20 protein-coding genes are annotated in these 18,489 nt (G+C 62.9%); 8 read left to right on the top strand and 12 right to left on the bottom strand.

The window, feature by feature from the left end; genetic code table 11:
- Window positions 1-81 precede the first annotated feature (81 nt).
- The 6 genes from AC0ZT5_RS26690 to AC0ZT5_RS26665 are packed head-to-tail and all read left to right on the top strand — an operon-like array spanning window position 82 to window position 6,147.
- Complete coding sequence (locus AC0ZT5_RS26690) at window positions 82-1,725, top strand: N,N-dimethylformamidase beta subunit family domain-containing protein (protein ID WP_488498935.1); 1,644 nt, start codon at window positions 82-84, stop codon at window positions 1,723-1,725.
- 10 nt (window positions 1,726-1,735) lie between these two features.
- Window positions 1,736-3,103, top strand: coding sequence for an aminotransferase family protein (locus AC0ZT5_RS26685; protein WP_488498867.1), 1,368 nt, complete (start codon window positions 1,736-1,738; stop codon window positions 3,101-3,103).
- Window positions 3,104-3,112: 9 nt separating this feature from the next.
- Window positions 3,113-4,042: a 3,5-dioxohexanoate:acetyl-CoA acetone transferase gene (kce, locus tag AC0ZT5_RS26680; RefSeq protein WP_488498866.1), complete on the top strand. Its 930-nt coding sequence runs from the start codon at window positions 3,113-3,115 to the stop codon at window positions 4,040-4,042.
- Window positions 4,043-4,081: 39 nt separating this feature from the next.
- The gene (locus tag AC0ZT5_RS26675) at window positions 4,082-4,591 is read left to right on the top strand and encodes a 2-thiouracil desulfurase family protein (RefSeq protein ID WP_488498865.1); all 510 of its coding nucleotides are present in this window, start codon (window positions 4,082-4,084) and stop codon (window positions 4,589-4,591) included.
- 3 nt (window positions 4,592-4,594) lie between these two features.
- Window positions 4,595-5,122: a GNAT family N-acetyltransferase gene (locus AC0ZT5_RS26670; RefSeq protein ID WP_488498864.1), complete on the top strand. Its 528-nt coding sequence runs from the start codon at window positions 4,595-4,597 to the stop codon at window positions 5,120-5,122.
- Complete coding sequence (locus AC0ZT5_RS26665; protein WP_488498863.1) at window positions 5,119-6,147, top strand: histone deacetylase family protein; 1,029 nt, start codon at window positions 5,119-5,121, stop codon at window positions 6,145-6,147. Before AC0ZT5_RS26670 ends, AC0ZT5_RS26665 begins: the two co-directional genes overlap by 4 nt.
- A gap of 13 nt (window positions 6,148-6,160) precedes the next feature.
- Here AC0ZT5_RS26665 and AC0ZT5_RS26660 read toward each other — a convergent pair whose 3' ends face one another.
- From AC0ZT5_RS26660 to AC0ZT5_RS26650, 3 genes are all read right to left on the bottom strand, one after another.
- Complete coding sequence (locus tag AC0ZT5_RS26660; RefSeq protein ID WP_488498862.1) at window positions 6,161-7,429, bottom strand: cysteine desulfurase-like protein; 1,269 nt, start codon at window positions 7,427-7,429, stop codon at window positions 6,161-6,163.
- 47 nt (window positions 7,430-7,476) lie between these two features.
- Window positions 7,477-8,544: an aldo/keto reductase gene (locus AC0ZT5_RS26655; RefSeq protein ID WP_488498861.1), complete on the bottom strand. Its 1,068-nt coding sequence runs from the start codon at window positions 8,542-8,544 to the stop codon at window positions 7,477-7,479.
- Window positions 8,545-8,663: 119 nt separating this feature from the next.
- Window positions 8,664-9,137 (bottom strand): hypothetical protein, encoded by a 474-nt coding sequence (locus AC0ZT5_RS26650; protein WP_488498860.1) that lies wholly within the window; start codon window positions 9,135-9,137, stop codon window positions 8,664-8,666.
- 397 nt (window positions 9,138-9,534) lie between these two features.
- On the opposite strand from AC0ZT5_RS26650, the gene AC0ZT5_RS26645 reads away from it, so the two are divergent.
- On the top strand, window positions 9,535-9,699 hold the full coding sequence (locus AC0ZT5_RS26645) for a hypothetical protein (protein ID WP_023810361.1): 165 nt from the start codon (window positions 9,535-9,537) through the stop codon (window positions 9,697-9,699).
- A 58-nt stretch (window positions 9,700-9,757) separates the two neighbouring features.
- Here AC0ZT5_RS26645 and AC0ZT5_RS26640 read toward each other — a convergent pair whose 3' ends face one another.
- Window positions 9,758-10,264, bottom strand: coding sequence for a DUF1993 domain-containing protein (locus tag AC0ZT5_RS26640; protein ID WP_477287783.1), 507 nt, complete (start codon window positions 10,262-10,264; stop codon window positions 9,758-9,760).
- 140 nt (window positions 10,265-10,404) lie between these two features.
- On the opposite strand from AC0ZT5_RS26640, the gene AC0ZT5_RS26635 reads away from it, so the two are divergent.
- Window positions 10,405-11,457, top strand: coding sequence for a DUF1176 domain-containing protein (locus AC0ZT5_RS26635; RefSeq protein WP_488498859.1), 1,053 nt, complete (start codon window positions 10,405-10,407; stop codon window positions 11,455-11,457).
- 28 nt (window positions 11,458-11,485) lie between these two features.
- Here the strand turns inward: AC0ZT5_RS26635 and AC0ZT5_RS26630 are convergent, their stop codons facing one another.
- The 8 genes from AC0ZT5_RS26630 to AC0ZT5_RS26595 form a co-directional block, all read right to left on the bottom strand.
- Window positions 11,486-12,382, bottom strand: a complete 897-nt coding sequence (locus AC0ZT5_RS26630) for an alpha/beta hydrolase family protein (RefSeq protein ID WP_488498934.1) — start codon at window positions 12,380-12,382, stop codon at window positions 11,486-11,488.
- Between the two features lie 33 nt (window positions 12,383-12,415).
- Window positions 12,416-14,026: an NTP transferase domain-containing protein gene (locus AC0ZT5_RS26625; RefSeq protein ID WP_488498858.1), complete on the bottom strand. Its 1,611-nt coding sequence runs from the start codon at window positions 14,024-14,026 to the stop codon at window positions 12,416-12,418.
- Window positions 14,023-14,727, bottom strand: coding sequence for an XdhC family protein (locus AC0ZT5_RS26620; RefSeq protein WP_488498857.1), 705 nt, complete (start codon window positions 14,725-14,727; stop codon window positions 14,023-14,025). Before AC0ZT5_RS26620 ends, AC0ZT5_RS26625 begins: the two co-directional genes overlap by 4 nt.
- Window positions 14,728-14,732: 5 nt before the next feature.
- The gene (locus tag AC0ZT5_RS26615) at window positions 14,733-15,071 is read right to left on the bottom strand and encodes an XdhC family protein (protein ID WP_095085542.1); all 339 of its coding nucleotides are present in this window, start codon (window positions 15,069-15,071) and stop codon (window positions 14,733-14,735) included.
- A 94-nt stretch (window positions 15,072-15,165) separates the two neighbouring features.
- A complete protein-coding gene (locus AC0ZT5_RS26610) occupies window positions 15,166-15,561 on the bottom strand; it encodes a RidA family protein (protein WP_488498856.1) in 396 nt (131 codons plus the stop codon).
- A gap of 69 nt (window positions 15,562-15,630) precedes the next feature.
- On the bottom strand, window positions 15,631-16,875 hold the full coding sequence (locus AC0ZT5_RS26605; RefSeq protein ID WP_488498855.1) for a vWA domain-containing protein: 1,245 nt from the start codon (window positions 16,873-16,875) through the stop codon (window positions 15,631-15,633).
- 3 nt (window positions 16,876-16,878) lie between these two features.
- Window positions 16,879-17,808 (bottom strand): AAA family ATPase, encoded by a 930-nt coding sequence (locus tag AC0ZT5_RS26600; RefSeq protein WP_488498854.1) that lies wholly within the window; start codon window positions 17,806-17,808, stop codon window positions 16,879-16,881.
- Window positions 17,805-18,332: a flavin reductase gene (locus AC0ZT5_RS26595; protein ID WP_184870738.1), complete on the bottom strand. Its 528-nt coding sequence runs from the start codon at window positions 18,330-18,332 to the stop codon at window positions 17,805-17,807. Before AC0ZT5_RS26595 ends, AC0ZT5_RS26600 begins: the two co-directional genes overlap by 4 nt.
- Between the last annotated feature and the right edge of the window lie 157 nt (window positions 18,333-18,489).

The following is an 18,489-nucleotide window of genomic DNA, read 5'->3' as shown; positions in this document are numbered from 1 at the left end:
AACGAATGCTGGCCCGATGGTTTCCATTTGACGCTCGACCGCCAGATCGCCGAAATGGCGCCTTTGACACTTCAGGGCTTCATGATCAACCTTCCGACCGAATTCCCCGATTTCGGACTGACGCCGGAGCAGCGCCGCCACGCGGTACGCGGCCACTATTATGAGTGGCCGGGCATGGATGGCGAGCGCGGCGAGATATGGTGCTACAGCGACCGGTTTTCCTATCGCGCCGGCGAGACGGTGGCGTTGCATGTCAGTTCGACGGCTCCGGCATTCAACATGGCGATCGTTCGCGACGGCGGCACCGAGACCAAGGTTTTCGAGAAATCGGGTATCGCGGCGAGCTGGCAGGACAGTCCCGACCAATGCTCGACCGAGGGCTGCGGCTGGGAAGCCTCGTTTGAATTCCACGTCGGGGCAGACTGGCCGTCCGGCGCCTATCGCGTGAGGCTTGAAGCGGACGGCCGCGACGGCAAGCCGATCCGTTGCCATCATCTCTTCATCGTCAGCCCGCAGCCTGGCAAGAAGCCCGGCCGCGTGCTGCACGTGGCGGCGACGGGCACATGGCTCGCCTACAACACCTGGGGCGGCTCCAACCACTATCAGGGCATCACCGGGCCGGACCGCAACCAGTATTCGCCCATCGTGTCGACGCAACGCCCGTGGTGCCGTGGTTTCGTCGTGCTGCCGAAAGATGCGCCGCGCGTGCCGCTGGAGGTGGCGGTGCCGCCAAAGACGGTGCCGCGCTATCCGCATATGGAATGGGCGCTCGCCACCGGCCATTCGAAGAAATACGCCTCGTCCGGCTGGGCGAGCTACGACAGCCATTTCTTCCGCTTTGCCGAACGGGCCGGCTATGGCGTCGACCTTGCCAGCCAGCACGATTTGCATTTCTCGCCGGAAATTCTCGATGGGTATGACTGCGCCGTCTTCGTCGGCCATGACGAATACTGGACCTGGGAGATGCGCGACGCCGTCGACGCCTATGTCGAGCGCGGCGGCCATGCGGCGCGCTTTGCCGGCAATTTCATGTGGCAGACGCGGCTGGAGGACGAAGGCCGCCGGCAGGTCTGCTACAAATACCGCGCGCGTGCCGAAGACCCCGCCTATCTCCACGGCGGCGACGTGACCCGCGCCACCAATTCCTGGGAAGCGCCGGAAATCGGCCGGCCGGGTTCAGCGACCTTCGGGCTCAACGCGACGCGCGGCGTCTATGCCGGCTGGGGCGGCTGCGCGCCGCGCGGCGTACGCGGCTTTCCGGTCTACCGGCCCGAGCACTGGGCCTTTGCCGGCACAGGCATCTATTATGGCGACCTGCTCGGCGCCGACAGCCACGTCTATGGCTATGAGGTCGATGGGCTCGACTTCGAAATTCGCGGCGGCCTGCCCTACCCCACCGCGACCAGCGGTGCGCCGGACGGGTTGCAGGTTCTCGCCGTCGGCATGGCATCCCAGGTCGAGGAAAGCGCCGATATCCCGATAGAGGACCAGTTCCTTACCGACGAGGATGGCCGCTTCACCGCCGAGACGCTGTTCGGCGAGGCGAGCGACGCCAATCTGGAAAAGGTCAAACGCGGCAACGGCATGATCGTCAATTTCCCGCGCGGCAAGGGCGAGGTGTTCCACGCCGGAAGCTGCGAATGGGTCGCCGGCCTGCTAAGACGGGACCCGATGGTCGAACGCGTCACCAAGAATGTAATCGACCGCTATCTCGGCCGAAAATAAGAGGGGTTGAATGATCGCTGTGCAGTCCGTTGAAACCGACCGCCGACCGAACCTTTTCCATTTCACCCGGCTGCAACGACCAATAGTGGACCGCGCCGATGGCATCTACCTATGGGACAAAAGCGGCCGCCGCTACATCGACGGATCGAGCGGCGCGGTTAACGTCAATGTAGGTCATGGTAACCGCAACGTCATCGACGCGATGAAGCGGCAGCTGGATCGCGTCAGCTTCGCCTACATCTTCCAATTTGAGAACGAACAGGCCATCGAGCTCGCACAGGGGCTGGCCGATCGGCTGCCGAACGGCCTCAACCGCATCTATTTCGTATCGGGCGGCTCTGAGGCGATCGAGGCCTGCCTCAAGCTTGCGCGGCAATGGGCGGTAGCAACAGGTCAGGACAAACGCTGGAAAATCATCGGACGTATGCCCTCCTATCACGGCGTGACGATCGGCACGCTTGCCGTCACTGGCGACGACATACTCACCAAGACCTTCGACGCGATCGGTCGGCCAATGCCATTGGTGCCGGCCCCGTTTGTTCATCGCGATCACGACAATCTGTCGATGGAACAGCGGGGCATCCGCTACGCCGATATGCTGGAGGAAAAGATCCTGGAGGAGGGCCCGGAAAGCGTGCTCGCCTTCGTCATGGAGCCGATCGGTGGTGCCGCGACTGCAGCGCTGGTCCCGCCCGATAGCTATTTTCCGCGTATCCGCGAAATCTGCGACCGCTACGGCATCCTATTGATCCACGACGAAGTAATGACCGGCATCGGACGCACCGGAAAATTCCTGGGTGGCGACCATTGGTCCTGCCGGCCGGATATCGTCGCGCTGTCGAAAGGTCTTTCATCTGGCTATGCCCCGCTTGGCGCACTTGCCGCGACACAGAGGATCGTCGGGCCGGTTGTTGAGACTGGTGGCTTCCTGCATGGCCACACATATGGCGGCAACCCCGTCGCTTGTGCAGCGGGCGTTGCGGTGCTTGGAGAGGTCGACCGCCTTGGCCTGGTCGAGAATTCAGCCGTCATGGGCGAGTTGCTGAGGGGTGAACTCGAGGCCCTGACTCGGCGCTTTCCTTTCATTGCCGACGTGCGGGGCAAGGGGCTGTTCATGGGAGCCGAAATTTACGCGGATCCGCTGGCCAAGGAGCCGTTGCCGCAGGGCCTCAACGCCAATTTGAGGCTCATCGATCTGGCGTTCGAGCGCGGATTGATCATCTATTCGCGGCGCGTGCGTGGCGGGCCGGTGAGCGACAATTTCATGGTCTGCCCGCCGCTTATTGTGACCAGCGATCAGATCGGTGAGATCATCGCGGTCCTTGGCGACTCGCTGCAGGCGCTGGCCGCCGAACTCGACCTGCCGGTTGAAGGCTGAGGGACAAAAATGGCGCCGCGAAAAGTCATCATCACCTGCGCCATCACCGGCTCGGTGCACACGCCGTCGATGTCGCCCTATCTGCCGGTGACGCCGGACCAGATCGCCACCGACGCGATCGCGGCCGCCGAAGCCGGTGCCTCGATCCTGCATCTGCACGCCCGCGATCCCAGGGATGGACGGCCAACCGCCGATCCGGACGTGTACATGCGGTTCCTGCCGCGCATCAAGCAGGCGACCGATGCGGTGATCAACATCACCACCGGCGGCTCGTCGCTGATGACGCTGGACCAGCGGCTGGCAGCGCCACTGCGGGCCGAACCCGAAATGTGCTCGCTCAACATGGGCTCGATGAACTTCGCGCTGTTTCCGATGCTCGACAAGCCGAGGGAGTGGCAGCACGAGTGGGAGCCGAAGCTCTTGGAAGCCACGCGCGACACCATCTTCAAGAACACCTTCGCCGACATGGAGAGCGTGCTTGAGCGGCTGGGCAAGGGCTGCGGCACGCGATTCGAATTCGAGTGCTACGATGTCGGTCACCTCTATTCGCTGGCACATTTCCGCGACCGCCGGCTGGTGTCGGGACCGCTGTTCATCCAGTTCGTGCTGGGCATACTGGGCGGCATCGGCGCCGACCCGGACAACCTTGTCCACATGAAGCGGATCGCCGACAAGCTGTTCGGCGACAGCTATCAGTTCTCGGTGCTGGCCGCCGGCCGCAACCAGATGGCGCTGATCTCGATCGCCGCGGCGATGGGCGGCAATGTTCGTGTCGGACTGGAGGACAGCCTTTATGACGGCCGCCAACTGGCGAAGTCCAATGCCGATCACGTGCGCCGTATCCGTGGCATTCTCGATGGGCTGTCGCTGGAAGTTGCCACACCCACCGAAGCGCGCGACATGCTGGCGCTCAAGGGTGGCGACCGGGTGGCGTTCTAGGGGGGTACTGGAGCTCGAGTGGCAAAGGGAGGAGCTGGCATGGAAAAGGTTCTCGTCTCAGCCTGCTTGCTCGGCAGCAAGGTTCGCTACAACGGCTCGTTCCGGCTCAACGACCATCCCACTCTTGCGCGATGGCAGGCAGAAGGACGGATCGTGCAGATCTGCCCGGAGGTCACCGCAGGCTTCTCGACGCCACGTCCTCCGGCGGAAATTCGAGGCACGGGCGACGGCCGCGCAGTGCTTCACGGCCAAGGCCGAGTGGTCGAGCAGACAGGAAGCGATGTGACCGCACTCTATCTCGAAGCCGGGCAGCTTGCACTTGATCTCGCCAGAGAAACAGGGTGCCGGTATGCGGTTCTTACCGACGGCAGCCCTTCCTGCGGCAGCAGTTTCATCTATGACGGGAGTTTCAGGAGTACCCGGGTGGCTGGCCAGGGCACGACCACCGCGCTGCTGGAAGCGAACGGCATCCGCGTCTTTTCGGAAGACGGCATTGACGAGCTTGATGACCTTCTGACCGGACCGGGCTCGGCCGGCGCCGCGGCCTGACCAATGCCAGAGAAAACCCAAACCAGGACCACCGACACCGTTATCCGCCCCGGCCGGATCGACGATGTCGAAACCATTCACGCGGCGATCCTGAAACTCGGGACGCACATCGGTGCGCCGGAGGAGATCATCTCGACCGCAGACGACATCAGAACCTACGGCTTTGGCGAAAAGCCTGCCTTTTCCACCCTTATTGCCGAAGTGGGTGGCGAATTCGCCGGCCTGTGCCTGCATTTCCCGATCTTTTCGACCTGGATGGGGCGGCCTGGCGTCTATGTGCAGGACCTCTATGTCGAGGACCGGTTTCGTGGCCGCAAGATCGGCGAGTTGCTGCTGCGGCACGTCGCGGCACAGTGCCGGAAAGAAGGCGGCGTCTATCTGCGGTTGTCCGTCGACACGGACAATGAGGGCGCCAAGGCATTTTATGAAAGGCTGGGCATCGCCTGGTCGAGCTACGAGCAGACGCAGAAAATCATCGGCGATGCCTTTTTTGCCTTTGCCGACGCGCCGCAGAATGGGGAGCAGGAATGAAAGCCTTCTATGCCGAGGAACAGAAGCGCCACGACCCCAAGGCCTTCCTTTCGAGCGGTGCCGCGAAGCCCAATCCTGAGACGCCTGAACGGGTCGAACGATTGTTAGCCGGCGCCATCTCTGCCGGCTGCGCGATCGAGCGACCGCGCAATCACGGGCTCGGCCCCGTCGCGGCGGTGCACACGCCGGAATATCTGGACTTCCTCGAGAACATTTTCGAGCGCTGGCAACGCATCGAGGGCGCTTCGGCCGAAGTCATCCCCAACATCCACCCGATCGCGCGGTCAGGCAGCTATCCGGCCTCGGCAGTCGGCCAGGCCGGCTATCACATGGCCGACACCGCTTGTCCGATCTCAAGCGAGACATGGCAGAGCGCGCTGTGGAGCGCGTGGAGTGCGGTCGATGCCGCCGAAGCCGTGACATCAGGCGCGCCGGCCGCCTATGCGCTGTGCCGCCCGCCCGGCCACCATGCCTTTGCCGACGTCGCCGGCGGTTTTTGCTTCATCAACAATTCGGCCGTTGCAGCTCAGGTTCTGCGCAAGCAGGCTGCGCGCGTGGCGATCCTCGATGTCGACCTGCACCACGGCAATGGCACGCAAGGCATTTTCTATGCGCGGCCGGATGTGCTCACCGTGTCGCTGCATGCCGATCCCGTGCGCTTTTATCCGTTCTTCTGGGGCCATGCCGACGAACGCGGCGAAGGCCCGGGCCTTGGCTACAATTTCAACCTGCCGCTGCCGCGCAAATCCGCCGATGCGGCGTTTCTCGAAGCGCTTGCGGTGGCGTTCCAGCGTATCCGCGCCTTTTCGCCAGACTCGCTGGTCGTGGCGCTCGGCCTCGACGCGTTCGAGGGCGATCCGTTCGGCGGGCTTTCGGTGACGACACCGGGCTTCTCACGCATTGGCGAGGCCATCGCCAAGCTCGGCCTGCCGACCGTCATCGTCCAGGAAGGCGGATATCTCTGCGACGAACTCGGCGACAATTTGACGGCCTTCCTCACCGGTTTCGGTGGCAAGAAGTCGTGATTTCAAGCTGGCGTCAAGATCGCTGCTGCCTGAGCATGGCGATGACCCGGTGCACACTCTCCAGCGTCTCGTCGATTTCGGCTGCCGTGTTGTAATGCGCGATACCGATGCGCACGACGCCATGCTCGGCCGGAATGCCGAGCTGGTGGACGATCTCCCAGGCGTAGTTGTGGCCGGACCAAAGGAAGATGTTTTCGGCGTTCATCTGCCGAACGATCGTCTCCGGCACGATGCCGTCGACGGTGAAGGACACCGTCGGCACGCGCTCGGCGAGCCGCTTCGGATCGGTGATGCCATGGATGGTCAGGCCTGAAATGTATGACAGGCCGTCGATCAGCCTTTGCGCCAACGGGTTTTCGTAGGCGATCGACACCTCGAACGCCTTGGCGATCTTCTGCCTTCGCGACCCACCCTCGCCCGCTGCAGCACCCAGTCCTGAGAGATAGTCGACCGCGGCCGTAAGGCCCGCCATCAGTTCGATCTGCGGCGTGCCGAGTTCGAACCGCTCCGGCAGGCCATCCGAAGAACAGCGGCATTTGTAGGGTTTCAGGCCATCGATGACATCGCGCCGGCCCCACAAAATGCCCATATGCGGACCGAAGAATTTGTAGGCCGAGCAGATCAGGAAATCGCAACCGAGATTCCGGACGTCGATCAGGCCATGCGGCGCAAACTGCACGGCGTCGACATAGACCAGGGCGCCGGCATTCCTGGCGATGGCGGTCAACGCCTTCACCCGGTTGATCGAGCCGGTCAGGTTGCTGGCGTAGTTCAGCGCGACCAGCCGGGTCTTCTGCGAAAGCAGGCCAGCCAGCGTCGCCTCTTCGACCTGCCAGCTCGTTTCGTCGAACGGCAGCCAGCGCACCACCAGGCCAAGGTCCTCGGCCAGTTGCAACCAGGGCGAGACATTGCCCTCATGGTCCATGCGGGTGAGGATGATCTCGTCGCCGGGCTTCATCGTGCGGCCGAGGGTGCGCGACATGTGATAGGTCAGCGTCGTCATGTTGGCGCCGATGATGATTTCTTCAGGGCTCGCCGCACCGAGGAAATCGGCCATCGCCTGATGCGCCTCGTCGACGACGGCCTGCGCTGCGACCGTCGTTTCGAAATAGCCGCCAAGGTTGGCGTTGGTGGTCAAAAGGCAGCGCGACACGGCGTCCGCGACTGCCTGTGGCACCTGCGTGCCGGCGGGGTTGTCGAGATAGATGCGCCGCCGCCCCTTGTCGGTCAGGGAGAGGGCCGGAAACCTTCCACGCACGGCCTCGATCGGAAAATCCACCATTGTCTCCACCCCTCTGTCATCCCTGGACAATTCCACCCCGGAGCCGATCAAGGACAGGGATTGCCGACGCGCTGATGGATCGCGTCCACCGCCTTCTGCATCTCTTCTGTCCAGACGACATCGACCGAGGACAAGGCCATGTCGAGCTGCGCAAGGGTGGTCGCGCCGACGATGTTCGAGGTAACGAAGGGACGGCTCGAGACATAGGCATTGGCAAACAGCGCCGGTTCCAGACCGAAGGAACGCGCCAGCTCATTGTATTCGAGCTGTGCCTCGGCGGCGTTGGGTGTCTCGTAGCGCTGGCCGCGGTTGAAGAGCTGCGTGCGCGACCCCTGAGGGCGGGCGCCATGGTCATATTTGCCGGTCAGGTAGCCCTGCGCCAGTGGCGAATAGGGAAGCAGCGACACATGTTCGCGCTCGCAGACCTCGGCAAGGTTCACCTCGAAGGTGCGGTTGACGAGATTGTAGGCGTTCTGGATCGACGCGACGCGGGGACCGATGCCTTTGTCAGCCTCCGCCAGGAACCGCATCACGCCCCACGAACTTTCGTTCGACAGTCCGAAATGGCGGATCTTGCCGACCTTCACCAATTCGTCGAACACGGCGAGTGTCTCGGCGATCGGCGTTTCGTCAGTTGGTGCGCCGGCAGAATCGGCGCGGCGCGGTACGGCGCCGACGCGCGTCGGGTTGGCGCCCCAGGGAATGTCCCGTTCCGGCCAGTGGATCTGGTAGAGGTCGAGATAGTCGGTGCCGAGCTTGGTCAGCGATTTGTCGATGGCATCAAAGATATCGGCGCGCACCAGTTGCGACGGCCTGTCGCCGCGGAACCAGCCGTTGGCGGTGCGACCAACGACTTTGGAGGCCAGGATCACCTTGTCGCGGTTGCCGTTGGCCTTCAACCAGCTGCCGATGATCTTCTCGGTCCGCCCTTGCGTCTCCGCCTTGGGCGGGATCGGGTAGAGCTCGGCGGTGTCGATGAAATTGACGCCGCGCGAAAAAGCTAGGTCCATCTGGGCGTGCCCATCGGCCTCGGTGTTCTGCTGGCCCCAGGTCATGGTGCCGAGGCAGATCTGGGTAACAAGAAGATCGGTCCGACCGAGACGGCGTTTGTGCATGGAATTCTGCTCCGGAGGGAAAGCTCGCGTGAGGGCGTGGGAAGGAAGCCGCATCTATAGGGAAAGCAGAGGCGCTCTCCAAGCCTCGCCAGGCTGACTTTTGGGTGAACCAGCGGCGTTTAGCGGCGAGCGCCGGCAAGCGCGCGGCGCTTGGCCTCGTCGATCAGCATATTGGCCACCTGCATGCGGATCATGGCGCGCTGGCGCAGATGCGGAGCGACACGGTCCGGATGGTTGGCGAAGGCGAAGCTGCGGCGCATGCGGCCAAAATCGGCGACCTGCTTGGGCTGATTGAGACCAAGTTCGACGGCAATGGATTCCGGATCGATCGGCGGCAGCCTTTCCTCCGGCTTCAACTCTTCGCCGGCGAGAGCCAGTTTGGCATGCTCGAGCAAGGCGGCGAATTCGGTCGCCAGATCGGCGCCGGCCTCGCGATATTCGGTTGAAAAGCTGCTGCCCGAAACCTTGATGCGGCCGGAATGGAGTTCATCGGCCACCGAGAGATAGTCGAACGGGATGGATGGACGAGCGCCGGACTCTTCGCCCTCGATCCCGTCGAGCTTGTCTGAAGCGACGAAGAGGTCGTCGAGCAACGAAGCGAAATCCCGCTTGGCGCCAGTAGCGATGTCAACCTCCCCCTTGCTCGACTATCCAAGCTTCAGACCATAGAACCGGCTCGTTAAAAATGCATGCCACCGATGTTAACGAATTTAGCCGTTGCCGGGACCTCGCGGCGGGCATCTGCCATCCCAAGACAAAAAGCCGGACTGCATTTTCATGCAGTCCGGAATTCGCCAGGAATGGCGAGGAAAAGCCGACCATGTGCCGGCGTTCAGCGTACGGTGCGCATCGGGGAAAAGTTTCACCCGCTCGCAAAACTATGCTCGGAACAATCACCAGGACATGGCAGGCATGCAAATGCTGCACTGCACAATTGTCACGATTCACCTATATTGGGAGCCGTGGAGGAATCAACCAGGAGCCTGAATCATGGGTTTCTTCACTGAAATGTTCGCCCGGCCGCGGCCGCAGGAACATCTGAGATATCGCTCGGCGCTCGCGCTGCTTCATTCAATGAGCAATGCCGACCGCGCTGACATCGGCATCAAGCCCGCTGACTTCCCGCGCATCGCCCGCGAAATGTCCATTCGCTAGACATATACGCCGCGAGATGTCCCGGACCGGTCCAGGACATCTCGAAAACCTCAAGTCCTCAGCGCGCGCCGAGGAACGTCGCCTTGCCCAATGGCACGCCATTGTGGCGAAGGATGTCATAAGCGGTGGTGAGGTGGAAATAGAAGTTGGGCATGGCCACATGCAGCAGATACTGCAGCCCAGGCATCGAGCGTTCGCGCCCGCCAAGCTTCAACTCGATCACCTTGTCGTCCGAACCGTCGAACTCGGCGGCTGAAAATGTCGCCAGCAGGTCCAGCGTCTTCGTGATGCGCGCCTGGATATCGGCAAAACTCGCCTCGTTGTCCTCGTAACTCGGCACTTCGCGACCGGCGAGCCGCGACGGCGCGCCCTTGGCATGGTCGGTGGCGATCTGCACCTGCCTGGTCAGCGCAAACATGTCGGGCGCCAGCCTGGAGGTCAGAAACACCTGCGGGTCGATCTTGCGCTCAAGCGCATTCTGTTCGGCTGCCGCCAGTATGGTGGAAAGGGCCTTCAGCCTCTCCGAAAACACAGGCACGGAGGCCTCATACATCGATATCGTCACGTCAAATCTCCTTGTCCGGCCGGAACGCCGGCGGATGGACGTAGCGCCTTCAGGCACGATTCTTCAAGCACCACCAGCGCCACGTCACCACGTTGCCGCAATCGCCATAGTAGAATCTCCCCATCGAGCGGAGATTCCCGATGAGACGCGCCCTTTTCGCAGCGACTGCCTTTCTCTCCCTTGCTACAGCAGGCCAGACGGCACTGGCCGCCGACGATACACCCGAAGCGCCGTATGTCGACGATCGATCGAGCGCCGACGCCGTCGTCCGCTCACTTTACAGCGCCATCAACCGGCATGAATTCGCTCGCGCCTGGGGTTATTTCGGCGATACAAAGCCAGCAAAGGATTTCGACAGTTTCGTCAAGGGCTATGACGGCACCGACAAGGTCGACGTCGAGACCGGTGCAATTTCAGACGAAGGCGCTGCCGGCAGCATTTTCTACAACGTCCCTGTCGCCATTCGCGCCACCGACAAGACCGGCGGCGAAAAGGTCTTTGCCGGCTGCTATACGCTGCGCCAGGTCAATGCCCAGATCCAGGCGGCGCCGCCCTTCGATCCCATTCACATCGAAAAAGGCGCGCTGAAACCCTCCACCGCCGATTTCGAGGAGGCTCTGCCGCCAAGTTGCGGCGACGGGCCGCCACCACCGAAGAAGGACACGGCACTGGAGCAGGCCAAGAAGGCCTTCCTGGCGACCTATGGCGACCAGTGCGACAAGCAGTTCCTGGCCGATGAACCCACCGTTTTTTCGATCAAATACAAGGACAAGGATGCGGCGCCCAGCGATCCCGACAAGGAAACGCGGCTGTTCCACTTTTCCTGCTCGGCCGCTGCCTACAATGAAAGCTCGATCTACTACATCACCGACGAGGTGTCGGGCGTGCAGCAGTTGCAGTTCGCCGAACCCAAGATGGATATCCGCTACGAGAACAATGACAGCGACGGCAAATTGCTCGGCATGAGCATCGTCGGCTTCCAGACGACCGGCTGGGCGGTCAATTCCGACTATGACGAGGAAGCCCACACGATCACCACTTTCAACAAGTGGCGCGGCGTCGGCGATGCATCGGACTCGGGGACCTATCTGTTCCGCAATGGTAGTTTCTCGCTGGTCCAGTTCGACGTCGACGCATCCTATGACGGCGAGGAAAATCCGCAGACTGTTGTCGACTACAACATCGCGCCCTGAGCGTTGGACCGGCTTCCCGCAGCTGCGATCAAGGCGCCTTCGACAGCATCCAGTTGAGCGTGCCGCGCCAGTCTGTCATGCGGATCGGCGTGCCGTGGGTCCCTGTCTCGAAACGGATGAAGCGGGTCGGATATGGATAGGCTTTCGATTTGGCGATGATGGCACGGAAGAAGGCTTCCTGCTTTTCCACCGGGAAAACCACGTCATGGCTGCCCTGGCCGAAGAAGACCGGGACATGACGCCTGAAGGCCGGGCTTGAGAAAAAACTCTCGTCCCATAGCGAGCCAAGCAGCAGCAGCCCGTTGATACGGCGGCCCGTGTCGTTGCGGGCAGCAAGCTTCCAGCACAAGGACCCGCCCATCGAGCCACAGGCGACGAAGATCTTAGCGCCGGGCGATTGTTCGGCATAGTGATCGATCAGCGCGGCCACCTGCGCCGCGCCCTTGTCGCCGAAGTCCGGAAAGTCTGGGCTGAGATAGAGGCCTCCATTGCCGGCCATCAGGTTCTTGAGCCGGTTGAAATTGCCACCGAAGGTGAAGTCGTCGACGCCTTGCTTGCGGCTGCCGCCCTGCCCGTGCAGGTAAAGCACGATGATGCCTGCGCCCTCGGTCTTGCCGACGGCAATGTGCCTGACATCGCCGGCATCAGTCTTCAGCAGCAGATCCTGCTGCACCTTGCGCACGCTGGTGTCGGTGTATTGGGCGTGTACCCGCCGCTCCGGCACCTCGTCACGCTGGTTGATGTCGCGCAGCTCGTGGTAATCGAGGACCGTGTAGGCGCCGTTGGTGTCGGACGACAGCACGGCCGGATAGGCGAAGAGATCGTCCTTGAAGGGTTTTAGCGACAGCGTCTGACTTTGCGCGGCCGCCGACAACAGGGCCGTCGCGGTTACAAAGACACAGAAAAATCGGAAGCGGAAAGACATGCCAGCAGGCATGCGTTTTTCAGCTTCGGTTTGTCAATCCTGCAGAACGCCGCCGGCGCCTTCCAGCGCTTCGCGGGTGTCGACATCGACGGACGCCCCTGCGCCGATCTCGACATCGACGACATCGAGCCCTTCGGCCTCGACCAGATGGCGTGCACCGGTGTCGCCTTCCAGATGGGCGATCGCCGGAAACAGCGAGCGCGGCAAAAGCACCGGGTTGCCGCGCTTGCCATCATGCGAGGCGCGCACCACCGAATTGCCGCCGGCCTTGCGGAATGCATCGATCAACCTGTCGAGGTCTTCAGACGAGACGCCCGGCATGTCGCCGAGAACGATCATCACGCCGGCGGAGTCTTCGGGCAGATAGGCAATGCCGGCCTTTAGCGAGGTGGACAGTCCGTCGGCGAAATCGGGATTGTCGGCGAAAGCCACATGCAGCCCCGCCAACGCCGCCTGCACCCGCTCGCGCTGGTGGCCTGTGACGACAATCGTGCCCGAAGCCTTCGAGCCGAGCGCGCGCTCGGCGGTGCGGCGCACCAGTGGCTTGCCGTCGAACAGCGCCAGGAGCTTGTTCGGCCCGCCCATGCGGCTCGACCGGCCAGCCGCCAGAAGCACGATGCCAACCTTGAGCTTGTTTTTGGGCCGCAGCGGTTCACGCGGCTGCGGCCGGGTCGGGATTTCCATCAACAGCCCGCCGACGCCCATGCCGGCGATATCCTTGGCGGTCACGTCAAGGCCGGCGATCAACCGGTGCAGCACCCAGTCGAAGCCATTTTCCTTGGGGCTGCGGGCGCAGCCGGGTGCACCGATGACACGCTTGCCGCCGAGCGTGCCGAGCACCAGCAGATTGCCGGGATCGACCGGCATGCCGGCGCGGATAACAGCACCACCCGCCCTCTCGATCGCCGCGGGAATGACATCGGCGAAATCGCTCATCGCCGAGGCGCCGAAGATCACCACCATGTCGTTATCGCGCGCCAGCAAGGCCGCGGCCTCCGCCACCGGAGCGATCTCGTGCGGGGTGCGACGCTCCGCTGTCAGCCTGCCGCCGGTGCGCGCCAGCCGCGCTTCGGTGACGCGCAGCGTCTTGTCGAGCACGCTCGGCTTGATGCCCGGCAGGACGGTCTGGATGACGCCGACACGCACCGGCTGATAGGCGTTGACGGCAAAGATTTCCCCGCCGGCGCAGATTTTCGTGACCGCATCGACCAGCGCAGAGCTGACCGCGAAAGGAATGATTTTCACCGTCGCGACCATCTGGCCTTTCTCGACCGGCGCATGCTGCGCCAGCGTGGCGATGGTGATGGCGGGATCAACGGCGTTGATGGCGTCGATGACAGCGGCGTTGACGGTGAAGATTCCGGCTGACCCGGCGTGGAGATTGACCCGCCCGGTCGCGGCCGGCCGGGCGTCGATGCCGCGAAAAGCCATGCTCTCGGCTATTTCCTGCGCGGCGGCGTCCTCACTGAGATCGTCGGCGGCCAGCACGGCCGCAACGACCTGGGAAATGCCGGCGCCGCGCAGCAAGGCCACATCTTCTGCGTTCAGCCGGTGCGCCTTGCGGAAGCGCCGTTCTCCGGCCGTGGTGGCATGCGCCAGCACCGCACCTTCGGCCGCTTCGATCGGAATCGGGCCGAATTTCACGCTGCCCCGCCTTTCACTTCCAGACCGCGCGAGCGGAAGGCATGGACGACCTGCGCCAGCACCGCGACCGCGATCTCGGCAGGGCTTGCGGCACCAATGTCGAGCCCGATCGGCGCGTGAATGCGGGCGATCTGGTCGGCGCTCGCGCCAAGCGCCAGCAAGCGTTCGGCACGCTTGGCGTGGGTTTTGCGGCTGCCAAGCGCGCCGACATAGAAGCAGTTGGCGTCGAGCGCTGCCTTCAGCGCAAAATCGTCGATCTTCGGATCATGGGTGACAGCGGCAAGCGCCGTGTAGCTGTCGAGCGGCTGTCGCTTCAGCACGTCCTCCGGCCATTCGGCATGCAGGGTGACGTCGGGAAAGCGGTCCGATGTGGCAAAGGCGGTGCGGGGATCGATGATCTCCAGGGGATAGCCTGCGATCCTGGCCATCGGAGCCAGCGCCTGGCTGATGTGCACAGCGCCGACGACAACCAGCCGCGGCTGCGGCAGATGCGCGTTGAGAAAGAAGGTCCGTCCCTCGGCCTCGACCGAACCGGAATTGCCTGATCGAAACGCCCTGGCGACAACAACGCCGAGATCGCCGGCAACCTGGTCGCCTTCGCGCACGATACGGTCGCGGCCGTCACCGAGATCGGTGACGAGGATCGCCGCGCGGCGAGCGCGGCGTTCGGCGTTCAACATCTTGAGCGCGTACGGGTCCATACAGGTCAGCCCAATCTTTCAACATAGACCTTGATGCGGCCGCCGCAGGACAGGCCGACCTGCCAAGCGGTTTCGTCGGCAACACCGAACTCGAGCATCCTGGCCTTGCCTGTGTCGATCACATCGATCGCTTCGGTAACCACCGCGCCTTCGACGCAGCCGCCAGAGACCGAGCCGTGGAAATTGCCGTCGGCGTCGATGACCAGATGGCTGCCCACGGGGCGAGGCGCCGATCCCCAGGTCTCGACCACCGTGGCGATGGCGACATCCTTGCCGTCCTTCATCCAGCCTTCCGCGATGATCAGCGGATCGCGGGCCTCGTCGAGATAAATGCTGTTTTCCATGATCGCTTCTCTTGGAGTCTGTTTATGATCTGGGCACCGCCAGTTCGCGCAAGCGGGTTTGTCGTGATCCACTTGGCGCGTGGCAAACGCATGGTCAATCAATCACCGCGAATGCGTCAACTTCGATGAGGTAGTCGGGGGACAGGCTTGCCACGCCAAGCACCACGTCAGTTGGTTTGTGATCTCCGAACAACCCTATCCGCGCCTTTTCGATGATCGGCAGGCATTCATCGCGATTGTAGTTGACGACATAGATCGTGATCCTGGTGACCTGCGTAGGCGCCGCACCGGCGGCGGCAAGTGCTCGGCCGAGATTGGCAAACACCTGGCGCGCCTGAGTCGCAAGATCACCCCGGCCGACAAGCTTACCATGTAGGTCTTCGGGCTCCTGGCCCGAGATGAACACCAACTTGCTCCCTGTCGCAACGACGACCTGGCTGTACGTCTGCGGAATTGGCAGATCCTTGGGGTTGATGCTTTGGAGCGTCATCGATCGGGCCTCCTGTGCGGTGATTTCAATTTTTTCTGGGAGTCTGTTTTCCGATGGATAGACATATGGCTATGCGGCGTGCCTGACACCAGCGCCCAGCCAGCGGCGCGGATCGACCGAAGCGGCCGATTTCTTGTCCAGCGAGGCACAGAGGTCGGCGAGCGCATCGAGATTGTGCACCGAGCGGAATTCGTCGACATGCGGCAGCATCGCCTTGACGCCGCGGGCGCGCGCCTGGAAGCCGTCGAAGCGCAGCAACGGGTTGAGCCAGATCAGCCGCCGGCAGGATTTGTGCAGCCGCTCCATTTCCTCCGACAGGCCGGCGACATCGTCACGCTCCAGCCCGTCTGTGATCAAAAGCACCACCGCCCCCTGCCCCAGCACGCGGCGCGACCACAGCCGGTTGAATTCGGCCAGCGTATCGCCGATGCGCGTGCCGCCCGACCAGTCCTTGACCGCCGCCGAACAGTCGGCCAGTGCGGCATCCGGATCGCGATGGCGCATCTGCCGGGTCAGGTTGGTCAGCCGGGTGCCGAAGACGAAAGTGTGGACGGGGCGGCGCTTTTCGGTCAGCGCATGCAGGAAGTGCAGGAAGATGCGCGTGTACTGGCTCATCGAGCCGGAAATGTCAGCCAGCACCACCAGCGGCGGGTGAACCTCGCGCGGTGAGCGGAATTTCGGCAGGATCAGTTCGCCGCCGGTTCGCGCGGCCGAACGCATCATGGCACGCGGATCAATGCGGCGGCCATGCGCATCGGCCTTGAAGCGCCGGGTCCGCACCATGTCGAAGGGCAGCCGCAACTGGGCGATCGCCTTCCTGGCATCCGCCATCTCGGCTGCGTTCATCTGGGCAAAGTCCTTGCCGCGCAGCACCTCGTTGCCGGAGAAGGTGAAGCGGGCATCGACCTCGATTTCGGGGATTTCCTGCGTCGGCTGGTTCTTCTGATGTCCCTCGAGCATCGCCTGGCTGACGCGGTTTTCGGCGGCGCGCGGCTTCTGTTTTTCCCTGGTGTCCGGGGCCACCGGCGAAAACATCGCCAGCATCTTCTCAATCAGTTCGCGCGACTTCCAGAACAGCCGGAAGACTTCGTCGAAAGTGGCGTGATCCTCGTGCCGCGACACCAGCACGGCTTGCAGCGTCCAGTAGAAATCATCGCGCGAACCGATGCCGGCGACGAGCACCGCCTCGATGGCATCCTTGACCGACGCCGGTCCGACCCGCATGCCGGCCTTGCGCAAAGTGCGGGCGAAATAGACGATATTGTCGGCAATCCGACCGTCCGCTGTCGCCTCTTTCGGCTCGGGGCGCGGCATCGCCTACTCCGCCGCCGAAAGCTCAGCCTTCACCTCGTTGAGGATGCGCCGGCCTTCGCCCTGTTCGATGCGGGCAATGTCGTCCTGGTATTTCAACAGCACGCCGATGGTGTCCGATACGGTTTCCGGATCGAGCGCCACCTTGTCGAGCTCCGTCAGCGCGCCGGCCCAGTCGATGGTCTCGGCGACGCCCGGCACCTTGAACAGCTCGATCTGGCGCAGCTTCTGGATGAAGGAGACCACCTCGGCCGAAAGCCGTTGGTTGGCCTGCGGCACCTTTCGGCGCACGATTTCCAGCTCGCGCTCGGCGTTGGGATAGTCGACCCAGTGATAGAGACAGCGCCGCTTCAGCGCGTCGTGGATCTCGCGGGTGCGGTTGGTGGTGATGATGACGATTGGCGGTTCTTCCGCCTTGATCGTGCCGAGTTCAGGCACCGTCACCTGGAAATCGGAGAGGATTTCGAGCAGGAACGCCTCGAAAGCCTCGTCGGTGCGATCGAGCTCATCGATCAGGAAGACCGGCGCGGCGCCCGCTTTCCCCGTCAGCGCATCGAGCACCGGGCGACGGATGAGGTATTTCTCGGAGAAGACATTGCGCTCCATTTCGGTGCGATTGACCTTGCCAGCCGCCTCCTCCATGCGGATCTCGATCATCTGGGCGGCGTAATTCCACTCATAGACGGCAGACGAGACATCGAGGCCTTCATAGCACTGCAAGCGGATCAACCGGCGGCCAAGCGCTTGCGCCAGCACCTTGGCGATCTCGGTCTTGCCGACACCAGCCTCACCCTCGAGGAACAGCGGCCGTTTCATGCGCAGCGACAGGAACAGCACGGTTGCCAGCGACCGGTCGGCCACATAGTCCGCACCGGTCAGCAGATCGAGCGTCTCGTCGATCGTCCGCGGCACGGCGCGCGGTTTCAGCTCGTTCATTCTGTCTCCGTGAACGCCGCCGCCCCGCTGTCCAGAACATGGTAGCCGCGGGCGTGATAGATCAGCGGCCGCAAATTATCGCCCATGCGCAGACCTGTCACCTTGCCAAAAAGCACACGATGCGTGGCCAGGTCCTTGGTGTCGATCAGCTCGCAGTCGAACACCGCGAGCGCGCCCTTCAGCGTCGGCGCGCCGGTCGAAATAACGTCCCACTCGCCGAGCGCGAAACGCTCCTCGACCGGCAGGCCGGTGATGCCGGAAAAGCCAATCGAGAGCGGCTCCTGATGCGAAGCCAGCGTGTTCAGGGCAAATCTGCCGTTTTTCACAAACGGCTCATTCTTTGGATTTTCGCGGTTGAGGCAGACGAGAATCGTCGGCGGCGTGTCCGACACCGAACAGGCCGCGATCACCGTCGCGCCGCGCTTACCCGCCGGCCCATCAGTGGTGACCACATGAACGTGGCCGGCAAAATGGCTCATCGCGTCGCGATAGGCCTGCGGCCCAATGTCATTCTTCTTCAGCACCGGAAATTGTCCACAGCCAGAAACCTACCGCTATATATGGCGACATACGACATGCCACAAGCGAAGTGCTTGGCCCATATCGTGAAATTCGCGTGTTGCACCAAGGCCGGCCAGCCTTTAGGTCTTGGCGGGAATTGGCGCCTGCGAGACGTCGCCA

The organism is Mesorhizobium sp. CNPSo 4670 (genome assembly GCF_057784235.1).
The sequence above is the reverse complement of the archived record's forward strand: the minus strand, read 5'-3'. Positions and strand labels throughout refer to the sequence as shown.

Bases quoted from the DNA above. Each gene is read 5' to 3' on its own strand.
- AC0ZT5_RS26635 (WP_488498859.1), top strand. From the start codon at position 10,405: ATGAGACGCGCCCTTTTCGCAGCGACTGCCTTTCTCTCCCTTGCTACA.
- AC0ZT5_RS26660 (WP_488498862.1), bottom strand. From the start codon at position 7,429: ATGGTGGATTTTCCGATCGAGGCCGTGCGTGGAAGGTTTCCGGCCCTC.
- AC0ZT5_RS26655 (WP_488498861.1), bottom strand. From the start codon at position 8,544: ATGCACAAACGCCGTCTCGGTCGGACCGATCTTCTTGTTACCCAGATC.
- AC0ZT5_RS26600 (WP_488498854.1), bottom strand. From the start codon at position 17,808: ATGAACGAGCTGAAACCGCGCGCCGTGCCGCGGACGATCGACGAGACG.
- AC0ZT5_RS26675 (WP_488498865.1), top strand. From the start codon at position 4,082: ATGGAAAAGGTTCTCGTCTCAGCCTGCTTGCTCGGCAGCAAGGTTCGC.
- AC0ZT5_RS26605 (WP_488498855.1), bottom strand. From the start codon at position 16,875: ATGCCGCGCCCCGAGCCGAAAGAGGCGACAGCGGACGGTCGGATTGCC.
- AC0ZT5_RS26685 (WP_488498867.1), top strand. From the start codon at position 1,736: ATGATCGCTGTGCAGTCCGTTGAAACCGACCGCCGACCGAACCTTTTC.
- AC0ZT5_RS26690 (WP_488498935.1), top strand. From the start codon at position 82: ATGATCAACCTTCCGACCGAATTCCCCGATTTCGGACTGACGCCGGAG.
- AC0ZT5_RS26670 (WP_488498864.1), top strand. From the start codon at position 4,595: ATGCCAGAGAAAACCCAAACCAGGACCACCGACACCGTTATCCGCCCC.
- AC0ZT5_RS26620 (WP_488498857.1), bottom strand. From the start codon at position 14,727: ATGGACCCGTACGCGCTCAAGATGTTGAACGCCGAACGCCGCGCTCGC.
- AC0ZT5_RS26630 (WP_488498934.1), bottom strand. From the start codon at position 12,382: ATGTCTTTCCGCTTCCGATTTTTCTGTGTCTTTGTAACCGCGACGGCC.
- AC0ZT5_RS26665 (WP_488498863.1), top strand. From the start codon at position 5,119: ATGAAAGCCTTCTATGCCGAGGAACAGAAGCGCCACGACCCCAAGGCC.
- AC0ZT5_RS26645 (WP_023810361.1), top strand. From the start codon at position 9,535: ATGGGTTTCTTCACTGAAATGTTCGCCCGGCCGCGGCCGCAGGAACAT.
- AC0ZT5_RS26610 (WP_488498856.1), bottom strand. From the start codon at position 15,561: ATGACGCTCCAAAGCATCAACCCCAAGGATCTGCCAATTCCGCAGACG.
- kce (WP_488498866.1), top strand. From the start codon at position 3,113: ATGGCGCCGCGAAAAGTCATCATCACCTGCGCCATCACCGGCTCGGTG.
- AC0ZT5_RS26615 (WP_095085542.1), bottom strand. From the start codon at position 15,071: ATGGAAAACAGCATTTATCTCGACGAGGCCCGCGATCCGCTGATCATC.